At 49.9% G+C, this 12,607-nt stretch carries 11 protein-coding genes; 3 read left to right on the plus strand and 8 right to left on the minus strand.

The features are described from left to right. From nuoC to lrhA, 4 genes are all read right to left on the minus strand, one after another. Positions 1 to 1,800, minus strand: a complete 1,800-nt coding sequence (nuoC, locus tag AACH44_RS13280; protein ID WP_261847991.1) for an NADH-quinone oxidoreductase subunit C/D — start codon at positions 1,798 to 1,800, stop codon at positions 1 to 3. Positions 1,801 to 1,898: 98 nt separating this feature from the next. After that, entirely contained in the window at positions 1,899 to 2,573 is a 675-nt protein-coding gene (locus AACH44_RS13285; RefSeq protein ID WP_005969846.1) for a NuoB/complex I 20 kDa subunit family protein, read from the minus strand. Between the two features lie 17 nt (positions 2,574 to 2,590). Next, positions 2,591 to 3,031, minus strand: a complete 441-nt coding sequence (locus AACH44_RS13290) for an NADH-quinone oxidoreductase subunit A (protein ID WP_261847990.1) — start codon at positions 3,029 to 3,031, stop codon at positions 2,591 to 2,593. A gap of 674 nt (positions 3,032 to 3,705) precedes the next feature. Continuing rightward, entirely contained in the window at positions 3,706 to 4,656 is a 951-nt protein-coding gene (gene lrhA / locus AACH44_RS13295) for a transcriptional regulator LrhA (RefSeq protein ID WP_261847989.1), read from the minus strand. Between the two features lie 500 nt (positions 4,657 to 5,156). On the opposite strand from lrhA, the gene AACH44_RS13300 reads away from it, so the two are divergent. Both AACH44_RS13300 and yfbR read left to right on the plus strand, forming a co-directional pair. Continuing rightward, a complete protein-coding gene (locus AACH44_RS13300; protein WP_261847988.1) occupies positions 5,157 to 6,371 on the plus strand; it encodes a pyridoxal phosphate-dependent aminotransferase in 1,215 nt (404 codons plus the stop codon). Positions 6,372 to 6,513: 142 nt separating this feature from the next. Further along, positions 6,514 to 7,113: a 5'-deoxynucleotidase gene (gene yfbR, locus AACH44_RS13305; RefSeq protein WP_261847987.1), complete on the plus strand. Its 600-nt coding sequence runs from the start codon at positions 6,514 to 6,516 to the stop codon at positions 7,111 to 7,113. Positions 7,114 to 7,125: 12 nt separating this feature from the next. Here the strand turns inward: yfbR and AACH44_RS13310 are convergent, their stop codons facing one another. The 4 genes from AACH44_RS13310 to yfbV form a co-directional block, all read right to left on the minus strand. Beyond that, positions 7,126 to 8,958: an SLC13 family permease gene (locus AACH44_RS13310; RefSeq protein ID WP_261847986.1), complete on the minus strand. Its 1,833-nt coding sequence runs from the start codon at positions 8,956 to 8,958 to the stop codon at positions 7,126 to 7,128. A gap of 147 nt (positions 8,959 to 9,105) precedes the next feature. After that, entirely contained in the window at positions 9,106 to 9,792 is a 687-nt protein-coding gene (locus AACH44_RS13315) for a sugar phosphatase (protein WP_261847985.1), read from the minus strand. A gap of 21 nt (positions 9,793 to 9,813) precedes the next feature. Then, positions 9,814 to 10,308, minus strand: a complete 495-nt coding sequence (locus AACH44_RS13320; protein ID WP_005969861.1) for a YfbU family protein — start codon at positions 10,306 to 10,308, stop codon at positions 9,814 to 9,816. Positions 10,309 to 10,473: 165 nt separating this feature from the next. After that, positions 10,474 to 10,929, minus strand: coding sequence for a terminus macrodomain insulation protein YfbV (gene yfbV, locus AACH44_RS13325; protein WP_261847984.1), 456 nt, complete (start codon positions 10,927 to 10,929; stop codon positions 10,474 to 10,476). 468 nt (positions 10,930 to 11,397) lie between these two features. Between yfbV and ackA the strand changes: the two genes are divergently transcribed. Beyond that, positions 11,398 to 12,600: an acetate kinase gene (ackA, locus tag AACH44_RS13330; protein ID WP_261847983.1), complete on the plus strand. Its 1,203-nt coding sequence runs from the start codon at positions 11,398 to 11,400 to the stop codon at positions 12,598 to 12,600. The last annotated feature ends 7 nt before the right edge of the window (positions 12,601 to 12,607 follow it).

The following is a 12,607-nucleotide window of genomic DNA, read 5'->3' on the forward strand; positions in this document are numbered from 1 at the left end:
TTAGCGGTCCACATCTGACATTACGAAATCAATACTGCCGAGGTAAACGATCAGATCGGATACCAGACATCCGCGAATGACAGAAGGAATCTGTTGCAGATGCGCATAGCTCGGCGTGCGAATACGGGTACGGTAGCTCATCGTGCCGCCGTCACTGGTCAGGTAATAGCTGTTGATGCCTTTCGTTGCCTCAACCATCTGGAACGATTCATTAGCAGGCATCACCGGTCCCCAGGAAACCTGAAGGAAGTGGTTAATCAGCGTATCGATATGCTGCAACGTGCGCTCTTTTGGTGGCGGCGTCGTCAGTGGGTGATCGGCTTTGAACGGCCCTTCCGGCATGTTCTTAAGACACTGATCCAGAATACGTAAGCTCTGACGCAACTCTTCAACTTTCAACATCACGCGGCTATAGCAATCGCTGATGCCGTCGCCAACTGGCACTTCAAAGTCAAAGTTTTCATAGCCGGAATAGGGACGCCATTTCCGCACGTCAAAACCGATACCAGTAGCACGCAGACCTGCACCCGTTACGCCCCATTCCAATGCTTCTTTCGCATTGTAGGCAGCAACGCCCTGAGTACGGCCTTTCAGAATGGTGTTCTGCAATGCAGATTTGACATAGGTGTCCAAACGAGCCGGCATCCAGTCAAGGAATTCACGCAGCAGACGTTCCCAGCCGCGTGGTAGATCGTGCGCCACACCGCCAATACGGAACCACGCTGGGTGCATACGGAAACCGGTAATCGCTTCAACCAAATCGTAAATTTTCTGGCGGTCAGTAAACGCGAAGAACACCGGCGTCATCGCACCGACGTCCTGAATATAGGTACTGATATACAGCAGATGGCTATTAATACGGAACAGCTCAGACAGCATTACGCGAATCGTCTTGACGCGATCCGGCACCTCAATGCCAGCCAGTTTTTCCACGGCCAGTACATATGGCATTTCGTTAACGCAGCCGCCAAGGTATTCAATACGGTCGGTATAAGGAATGTAGCTGTGCCAGGACTGGCGCTCGCCCATTTTCTCCGCACCCCGATGGTGGTAACCCACATCAGGCACGCAGTCGACGATTTCTTCACCATCCAATTGCAGGATTATACGGAAGGCTCCGTGTGAAGAAGGGTGATTCGGACCGAGGTTGAGGAACATGAAGTCCTCATTTTCAGTACCGCGCTTCATGCCCCACTCTTCCGGTTTGAACGTCAGCGATTCCATTTCCAGATCTTCTTTCTGCTTAGTCAGCTCGAAAGGATCGAATTCGGTTGCACGCGCCGGATAATCTTTACGCAGTGGATGTCCTTCCCACGTCTGCGGCATCATGATGCGCGTCAGATTTGGGTGACCATCGAAGGCCATGCCAAACATCTCCCACGTTTCCCGCTCATACCAGTTGGCATTCGGGAAAAGTTTAGTCACGGTCGGTAGATGCAGGTCATTCTCAGCCAACGCGACTTTCAGCATGATGTCGCGGTTACGCTCAATGGAAATGATGTGATAAAAGACGGAGTAGTCGGCGGCAGGTAAACCTTCACGATGAGTACGCAAGCGTTCATCCATACCGTGCAGGTCAAACAGCATGACATAAGGCTTAGGCTGTTTTTTCAGGAATGCGACAACATCCAGTAATTGCTCACGTTTGACCCACACCACGGGGATACCGGTGCGGGTTGCCTGTACAGTAAATGCATCTGGTCCAAAACGGTTACACAGTTCGCCAACGACCGGATCGTTAAGATGATCGCGAGTTTGCCAGCCTGGCTGAGCGAGATCGTGTGTCGTTAAATCTGTCATAAATATGTCACCACATTAAATGTGCTATTTCTGTAGCTGATAATGACCGCACACTATTATCGGGGTATTACACGGCCACCGGGTTTATCATCTACAGGTCAAATCTCATCAGGCGAACGCAGGTTGGTCACAGCGATTCGCTCGCCACGTTTGCGCTCACGCTCAGATTGCATGTTGGCGCGGTAAACGCCCTGTTCACCTACCACCCATGACAGAGGGCGACGTTCTTTACCGATGGATTCTTTCAGCAGCAACAGCGCTTGCATGTATGCTTCTGGGCGCGGAGGACAGCCCGGAATATACACATCAACAGGCAGGAATTTATCTACGCCCTGAACAACGGAATAGATATCGTACATACCGCCGGAGTTAGCACACGCGCCCATGGAGATAACCCATTTAGGCTCAAGCATTTGCTCATATAGACGCTGAATAACGGGGGCCATTTTGGTAAAACAGGTTCCCGCGACTACCATGAAGTCAGCCTGACGTGGCGACGCACGCAGAACCTCAGCACCAAAACGCGCAACATCATGAACGGCGGTAAACGACGTCACCATTTCTACATAGCAACAGGAAAGACCAAAGTTATACGGCCACAGGGAGTTCTGACGACCCCAGTTCACCGTATCGTGTAATGCATGTTCCAGTTTGCCCATGTAGACACTGCGGTGAACATGTTGCTCCAGAGGGTCGGAAACGATCTCCTGACGTTGCAGGGGATAACGGTCATTCTCACCGTCCGGCTCTATGCGGGTGAGCGTATAGTCCATCTTAAAATGCCTCGCTGTTACTGCGGATGAGTGTTGGTAGTGTTGATGAGGTCTGATTTAACAACTTGTCTTTTGGATCGAACCGGGGTCCAGTCAAGTGCCCCAACGCGAACCAGATAAACCAAACCAGCCAACAGCACCAAAATGAAAATGGTTGCTTCAATGAAGCCAATCCAGCCGCTTTCTTTGATAGACACCGCCCACGCATAGAGATAGAGGGCTTCAACGTCGAAGATAACGAAGAACATAGCGACAAGATAAAATTTAGCAGACAGACGTAACCGCGCTGAACCTACGGAGTCGATTCCTGATTCATAAGGTACGTTTTTGGCCCTGGCTCTGGCTCTCCCACCCAGCAAGAAGCCACCGGTCAGCATGAAGACGCACAAGCCTACGGCAATGATAAGGAATAGCGCAAAAGCCCAATGATGGGCGAGGATTTCAGTAGTTGTTGACATTCTCTTTGCTTACTCATCAAAAGTGGCGGGTAATATCTCTGCTCTGTTATCGGCAGTTAATGCGCCACATCGATTAAAAGGAAGGATTAATAACCACAAAAAAGCACGGAAACGTATCAGGTAAGCCTTGCTTGGTATGGTTGAGCCCCAAATTTGTAACCTTTTTTCAACCTTACTAAAAATAACAGTACATTACTTTACATGCACGCTGTTTTGTTAACATTTTGTGTTCTCACTCGTAGCTAAATCGAGTCAGTGCCTTCATCAGTTAACCAGAGCGCAGCGACACAGAAAGCAAGTTTGCAGCGTTACTATACCATTTTCACAGAAAATGCCTGTTCCCCCATGTGGTTATTAGGGATATTTTTTGATCCAGCACACATTTTTACCAATTTAGTTAGTAAAAAAACCACACGGATTCAAGGCCGGGTTGGATATCATTTTCTATAACATATTTTTAAAAAAATAGAACCAACGTTTTATAAAATCAAGCTGCGCCCTATATCACCGTGCCTAGCCTATTGATGCCAAATGGAAAACGCAAAGTGGGAGAAAACCGGGGAAATGAGGTCAATCAGACACGGTCTACGCGGGTTTAACACCTTAGCCATAAATCATCATCATTCGGGGTGCATCCCTACCCTCCCCGAATGATAATTAACTGCCCATTACGATTAGATGACATCCTTCAGCGACGAGTCGGCAGACAGCGTTCCATCCGCGCGGTTTGCCAACATGTTGACAGATGTAATGTGAGAGGGCTTCCCTGATTCAATCACATTGAAGATTGCTGTCGCCAGTTCATTCTCCTGATTAGGGTTCTGGCAGAGGAAATAACGAGTCTCAGGCAATCTTGGCAACCCTTCCTCTTCACCCAATACCCGCAGCTCCGGGCTCATCATTTCCACTGAACGCACAGTGATACCCATACCTGCCTTCACTGCGGCGCGCACAGCAGAGAGCGTTGACGCCACGTAGGCAATTCTCCAGGGGATACCTGCGGCCGTCAGTTGCTGCGTAGCCAACGAACGGAAAGGGCTCGGTTCATCCGGCACAACCAGGGGAACAGGTTCATTCGCTCGGAACTGATAATCCGCCGCGCAATACCATAACGTCGGGGAACTACGTAATAACACATGCGGAAACACCACACCGTTCATTGTAGTAATAACCAGATCTATTTTTCCATGATTCAGCATCTCCATCATTTCAGCACTACGTTTTACGCTGACATTGACGGAGAGTTTAGGAAATACAGTCGTCACCCGATGTAAAATATAAGGCAGGATGGTGTCTGCTGTATCGTCAGACGCCCCGATGGTTAGCGTACCTTGAATATCACTGTACATTAATGAAATACAGGCTTCATCATTGAATTGTAATATTTTTCTGGCATAACCTAGAAATTGTATACCATGTTCGGTCAGCAATTTATTACGCCCGTGCCGGGCAAAAAGTTCCTTTTCGATGAGTTGCTCCAGCCGCTGCATCTGCTGGCTGACTGCCGATTGAGTCCGATTGACGGCGGCGGCGGCCGCTGCAAATGTATTTAAATCTGCAACGGCAACAAACGTCCTCAGTAAATCAAGATCGAGATTAAGAACTGGTCGATTTGCACTGGTCATACGATTTTTCACTTATCTATTTTAATTTTAACAAAATATTCCTGGTGTTTTATTACATGTACGGGTAATGGCCGGTACATTTAAAGACACTATCGCAGACGCACGATAAGGGCAAAAAAATACTTATATTTCGTTACCCCTATCGCCTTTCCATTGGTAAGACATCACATAATTAAATGGCTCACCAGCCTTAATCCTTTATTCAATAACAACGACACGCTCTCTTTATTTCATTCTACGAAATAAAGACGTTCTACACGTAAATAAACGAGCTATCCCTGTCACCCTATTCTTGCACTAAAAAGTGCGTCCTGAACGGTTTCCCGCCCCCTACCATATCGCACCGTCCAACGAGTACACAACCATATAGTGCAGATGCGCAATCATTTGCAGCAAAAGCGATAATCATTCTTCAAAAGGCACTTTAGGAGGAGTACATTAAGCGGGTTATGCTATTCCGCATGGGAATATGCGCTCTCTGCAAAAGGTTCGTACTATTTATGTCTCCGATTGAAAAATCCAAGAAACTGGAGAACGTATGCTATGACATCCGTGGCCCAGTTCTAAAGGAAGCCAAGCGGCTTGAAGAAGAAGGCAATAAGGTCCTTAAACTGAATATTGGCAACCCTGCGCCCTTCGGCTTTGAGGCACCGGACGAAATTCTGGTCGATGTCATCCGTAACCTACCAACAGCACAGGGCTACTGTGATTCTAAGGGGCTCTATTCCGCCCGTAAGGCCATCGTTCAGCACTATCAGGCGCGGGATATGCGGGATATTACGGTTGAAGACGTCTATATTGGCAACGGAGTTTCCGAACTCATCGTGCAATCTATGCAGGCGCTACTCAATCCGGGTGATGAAATGCTGGTTCCCGCACCAGATTATCCACTCTGGACTGCGGCAGTTTCCCTGTCTAACGGCAATGCCGTTCACTATCTCTGTGATGAGTCTTCTGATTGGTTCCCCGATCTGGATGATATCCGCAAAAAAATCACCTCTAATACTCGCGGTATTGTTATCATCAACCCGAACAACCCGACAGGTGCGGTCTACAGCAAAGAGCTGCTGCTGGATATCGTGGCGATTGCGCGCGAACACAGCCTGATCATTTTCGCCGACGAAATTTACGACAAAATTCTGTATGACGATGCACAACATCACTCGATTGCCGCACTCGCGCCAGATCTGCTGACGGTCACGTTCAACGGGCTCTCCAAGACGTACCGTGTGGCAGGTTTCCGTCAAGGCTGGATGGTACTAAACGGTCCGAAAAAACACGCCAAAGGCTATATTGAAGGGCTGGAAATGCTGGCCTCAATGCGTTTGTGTGCCAATGTGCCTATGCAGCATGCGATTCAGACCGCACTGGGCGGCTATCAGAGCATCAGCGAGTTTATTCAGCCCGGTGGACGCCTGTACGAACAGCGCAATCGCTCTTGGGAATTGATCAACCAGATCCCCGGCGTGTCATGCGTAAAACCACGCGGTGCGCTGTATATGTTCCCGCGTATTGACGCCAAGCGCTTTAATATCCATGACGACCAAAAACTGGTGCTGGACCTCCTATTACAGGAAAAAGTCTTGCTGGTTCAGGGAACCGCGTTTAACTGGCCTTACCCAGACCATGTACGCATCGTCACGCTACCGCGTGTTGATGAGCTGGATATGGCAATTCACAAATTAGGGCGTTTTCTGGGGCACTATCACCAATAACCCAGCAATAAACGCCCCTCGCAGCGCCGGGCAGTCGTCGCCCGGCGAAAACCAGACCTTCGTTTGCATAATCTTCGGCAAGTGCTCACAATAGACACCCACGATATTGCTATTCCACCGTGCTGTTGTCTGAGAGATCGCCATGAATCAGAGCCACTTTTTCGCCCATTTATCCCGTCTAAAACTCATCAGCCGTTGGCCATTAATGCGCAACGTGCGTACGGAAAACGTCTCCGAACACAGCCTTCAGGTCGCCTTTGTCGCTCACGCACTGGCGGTAATCAAAAACCGCAAATTTGCGGGTAACCTGAACGTAGAGCGCATTGCGCTACTGGCGATGTATCACGATGCCAGCGAGGTGCTGACAGGCGACATGCCAACGCCGATCAAATACTATAATGCGCAGATCGCGCATGAGTACAAAAAGATAGAGAAGATTGCCCAGCAGAAGCTGATCGACATGCTGCCAGAAGAGTTACAACAGGATTATCGGATGCTGCTGGATGACAACTATACTAGCGAAGAAGAACGCGCCATCGTTAAACAGGCAGACGCGCTCTGCGCCTACCTGAAATGTCTGGAAGAATTATCCGCGGGCAATGCGGAATTTACGCTTGCTAAAGCGCGGCTGGAAAAAACATTGCAGTTGCGCCACAGCCCGGAAATGGACTATTTCATGACGGTATTCGTTCCCAGCTTTAGCCTATCGCTTGATGAAATCAGTCAGGATTCGCCGCTATAACGGGAGACATGGTCAGAACGGATACAGCCACGGCACCATCACCACACTAACCAGCATCACCAGTACGGTAAAGGGGACGCCAATGCGCACAAAGTCCCCAAATTTATAACCGCCTGGCCCCAGTACCAACGTATTCACCGGTGATGACACGGGTGTCATAAATGCGGCTGATGCCGCCACGGCGATGATCATCGCAAAGGGATAAGGCGACACGCCCATTTGTTTCGCCGCAGCAATCGCAATGGGCGCCATCAGCACCGCCGTCGCTGTATTGGAAATAAACAGGCCAATGACGGCACACAACACGAACAAGCACACCAGCATCACATGTGGCCCAGCATTCCCGGCAACATCCATCAGTCCTTTAACGATCAGCGCCACACCGCCCGTTTGCTGCAACGCCAACGCAAACGGCATCATCCCGACGATGAGAATAATACTCGGCCAGTGGATAGCTCGGTAGGCGCTTTCCATATCGATGCAGCGGAATTTGCCCATCAGTAAACAGGCGATCAGCGCAGCAACCGCATTCGGTATTTCATCCGTCAACATCATCGCGACCATCAGCGCCAGACAAAACAGCGCGTGCGGTGCCTGACTCACTGCGGGCGCAACGTCATCCACTTCAGCAGGGAGATTAAGTAGAAGGAAGTCGTTTTTCTGCGTGTGCAACTGCCGAATCATACGCCAGTCCCCCATCACCAACAGAATATCACCGAGCTGGAGCGGCTCATCGGCGAGGATACCCTCCATCGCTTCACCTGACCGGCGAATCCCTACGACGCTCAGGCCATAGCGGCTACGAAATCCAACGTCGTAGAGCGTTTTCCCCAACAGTTCAGAATCGGGTATCAAAGAAACTTCCGCCATCCCTACATCACGCGCCTGTTCAGAGAAATACTCACCACGCAGCACCATCGGTTCAAGCCGCTGCGAGGTGCAAAATTCACGTAAATCCACCTCAGATGCTGACATATCGATCAGCAGCACATCATTCAGGCGAAGTTCGGTATTGCCAGCCACGCTGATCATCACACGTCGGAATTTACGCCAACGCTCAATCCCGACCACATTCGCCCCAAAACGTTGGCGCAGATGTAAATCGTCCAGACGATGGCCGATAAAAGGCGATCCTGGCCGAATAGCCAGTCGGCGTGCTCTGCCTGTCAGTCGGTAATCACGAATCAGATCGCGAAACGTTCTTCTCTTCCACATCTCTTTTGCTGTTGCCGTCTCAGCGTCACCAAGCCAGTAACGTGCCACCATCATATATGCCACGCCCAGCAACAGGACTACCATCCCTATCGGCGTCACGCTGAAGAACCCAAAGCCCGCAACCCCCTCGCGCATCAACTCACTGCTCACCACCATATTCGGCGGTGTCGCCACCAGCGTCATCATGCCGCTAATCAACCCAGCGAAGCTCAGCGGCATCATCAGCCTTCCAGGGGAAATTTTCATCCGTGCGGAAACACTCAGTACCACGGGAATAAAAATGGCGACAACGCCGGTGGAACTCATGAAAGCCCCCAGCAGCGCAACAGTGACCATCAGCAAGATCAGCATCTTCATTTCGCTGCTACCCGCCACACGAACCAGCCAGTCACCGACCTGATAAGCGACACCGGTACGAACCAACCCTTCACCAATCACAAACAGGGCAGCAATCAAGATCACATTAGGATCGCTGAACCCCACTAGCGCTTCAGATAGCGTCAGCGTGCCACTCAATACAAACGCGATAATGACCAACAGCGCGACGACATCCATGCGTAATTTATTGGTGGTAAACAACACAATGGCGATCAGCAACAGGGATAAAACCCAGAGAAGTTCGCTATTCAAAACGGTTCCCCTGACGGAAAATGCATAGTGAGAGGTGGTGGTTCAGCATGCCATAGAAGGGAAGCTAACACCCACGCAGCGTGAAGTATGACAGGTATAGTCTGCCATAAAAAAAACCTCGCGGATGCGAGGTTTGATCATATTTAGTCACAGTTTTGTCACTATATTACAGACGACCTCTTGGCGCAGAAGCACCTTAACGCCACCTTGTAACTTCTCTATTTCTATCTGTTCCAACGAATCAAGAACCAAATCGACCTGATCCAGCTCCGGCGTATCCGTTGGTGCTTTCACCGCAATAACCTTACAGCCTGCCGCCAGACCCGATAATACCCCTGCGGGTGCATCCTCAACCACGACACATTCTTCCGGTTTCAATCCTAACTTCTGTGCACCAAGTAAATAGGCATCAGGGTGAGGCTTGCCTTTGGCAACCTGCTCCGCCGTAATAAAAGCGCGAGGAGCAGGTAGTTCTCCACGATGATGACGCGCACTGGCAATCGGCACGGTGCCGGATGTCACAATTGCCCAGGGAATATCTAAGGCATCCAACCGTTCCAACAGTGCCTTTGCTCCTGGCATAGCAACAATACCTTGCGTGTCAGACGCTTCGGTTTTCTCCAGCGCATCGAACTCCTGTTGAATCGTTTCTTCGGTTTGCCCTTGAAGAAAATGGCGCAGGGACGTGATGGCCTGTTTGCCATGAATAAAATCCAGCACTTCCTGTGGTTTAATATCGTGATCTTTTGCCCAGTTAATCCACGCACGTTCTACAGCAGGCAGTGAATCAACCAGCGTACCATCGAGGTCGAACAGAAAACCTTTACACTCCACAGAAAGCCCCTTTTTCATTAATCAGGCATTGATGATTTGTGCGATCTCAACCGCACTCAAGTGATACTGGCGCGGGCAGGATTGCCAGACAGCCAGCATTCTGTTGTATTTTTCCCACATTTTTGTCTGAGCGTTAAACCCATGCGTGCCCGCATCAAAGTGAGGATAACGACCCTCAACATGCACCATGAAACGTACAAAACCCAGATAACGCGCTTCCGTTGCCGCATCAAAACCCAGGAAAGTCAGACGGCGTTCATCCAAATCCTGCTTATCTTTCAGATTGGTCCATGACACCTGCAAAGCATGATGCATTTCCATGACGTTAATAATGGTGCGGCACACTTCCTCCGTCAGCTCACCAAACTCACGATCCAGTTCGCGCATCTGCAAACCGTAACCACGCTCGATGATCGTTTGTAGCCGACGATAGCGCTCAGCGTTATCGGGATCGAGCATCGTCATCATTTTGTATTGGTTTGAAAGGATCAATCTCTGGGCATTCGTCATTTCCATGTTGCTCTCCTGAACCCTCTTTGGTGTAAGCCAATGTCGCTAAATAGGTATTATCCGCAGAATCGCATACTGAATCGTGTCACGATAGCGGTAGCCGCCGCTTCTTTGATTTGAAACAGGGGAAAGAAAAAAATAGCCATCAACCCGCACACAGCCTGACGCCGATCACAAATCATCAAGGAAGGTTTTATCAAGCTGCTTAAATGCACGTTTCAGCACATCCGCCAACGCCTGGTAAGTTGGCGCCTCCTCTAGCGGAGCAAGTGCCTGTCCTGATTCCGCAAGCTTATGGCGAATCTCATGGAACCACTGTGCCAGCGTTGGCGGTAAAGGCGTAACAGAACGGCGGCCAAGCCACCACAGGCCTTGCAACGGCAGGCTACAGGCAAACAGCGCGGTGGCAATAGCCGGGCCGAGTTGGCCACCAAGCGCAATCTGCCACGTTAAGGTAAACACCGCCAGTGGCGGCATAACGCGAATACCGAACCGCGTTGCTCGCGTCACGCGGTTCTCAGGAAATAGGGGTGCCAACTGCTTTTCTGCTGGCCACGTCTTCATATAATGCTGCCCACGTTGGAGTAACTGTAGCCAACTAATTCTACTGTCTGGTTTCGTCGCCATAGCCACACCTCAACTTTACAGATAAAAAATAAAACTTTTGCACAAATCAACAACTCAAGTTGATAAGGTTAAAATATATTTTGTGTTTACTCTACGCTATCGGTATCCTAGATCGGCCTTTTGGCCGCTGTATACCTAAAGTAGTATGACTACACGCAGGGAGTATAATTCCCTTTGCGACATAAGCGCAGCCAACGGCCATAACGCGGTTATCATCGCTTTAAACGCTGCGATTTACATCAGGTCGATATCACGTTGTTGTAAAGACCACGTTATTGTAAAGACTATGTTGTAGAAATTATGGTGTACCGATTATCTGGTATACCGCATAGTATCGACCCTTATTCATCATCGTGTCTGGTGTATCACACCAAGGCATGATGTTAATCATAAATGCCAGCGGCGGTATGCGATACGCTATACCCTGTATGACATTTTTTTAACCATGTATAACAAGTAGGTACTTCCATGTCGAGTAAGTTAGTACTGGTTCTTAACTGCGGTAGTTCATCCCTGAAATTCGCCATCATCGATGCGATTAACGGAGAAGAGTACCTGTCTGGTTTAGCCGAATGTTTCAACCTGCCTGAAGCCCGCATCAAATGGAAAATGGACGGCGGTAAACACGACGCCGAACTGGGTGCCGGTGCAGCTCACAGTGAAGCGCTGAACTTCATCGTCAATACCATTCTGTCTCAGAAGCCAGAGCTGTCTGCTCAGTTGGTTGCTATCGGTCACCGTATCGTTCACGGCGGTGAGAAGTTCACCCAATCCGCGATCATCACTGATGATGTTCTTCAGGGTATCAAAGATTCCGTACCTTTTGCACCTCTGCACAACCCGGCGCACTTGATCGGTATTGATGAAGCACTGAAATCTTTCCCGCATCTGGCTGATAAAAACGTCGCTGTTTTCGACACCGCGTTCCACCAGACCATGCCGGAAGAATCCTACCTTTATGCACTGCCGTACAAACTGTATAAAGAAAACCACATCCGCCGCTACGGCGCACATGGCACCAGCCACTACTTTGTTTCTCGTGAAGCGGCGAAAGTGCTGAACAAACCGATAGAAGAGCTGAACGTCATCACTTGCCACTTGGGCAACGGTGGTTCTGTTACTGCAATCCGTAACGGCGAGTGCGTTGACACCTCTATGGGTCTGACGCCGCTGGAAGGTCTGGTGATGGGTACGCGTAGTGGCGATATCGATCCCGCGATCATTTTCCACCTGCATGACGCCATGGGTATGAGTGTTGATGCTATCAACACCCTACTGACCAAAGAATCTGGTCTGTTGGGCCTGACTGAAGTGACCAGCGACTGCCGTTACGTTGAAGATAACTACGAAACGAAAGCAGATGCTAGACGTGCAATGGATGTTTACTGCCACCGTCTGGCTAAATACATCGGTTCCTACGCGGCACTGATGGAAGGTCGTCTGGATGCGGTGATCTTCACGGGGGGTATCGGTGAAAACGCAGCAATGGTTCGTGAACTGTCGCTGAAGAAACTGGGTCTGCTGGGCTTTGACGTCGATCACGAACGTAACCTGGCAGCGCGCTTCGGTAAAGGTGGCAACATCGCTAAAGATGGCACCCGCCCAGCGCTGGTTATCCCGACCAATGAAGAATTGGTCATCGCCGAAGACGCTTACCGTCTGACCGCGTAAAACACGT

Source organism: Pectobacterium araliae, assembly GCF_037076465.1.
Taxonomy (GTDB): domain Bacteria; phylum Pseudomonadota; class Gammaproteobacteria; order Enterobacterales; family Enterobacteriaceae; genus Pectobacterium; species Pectobacterium araliae.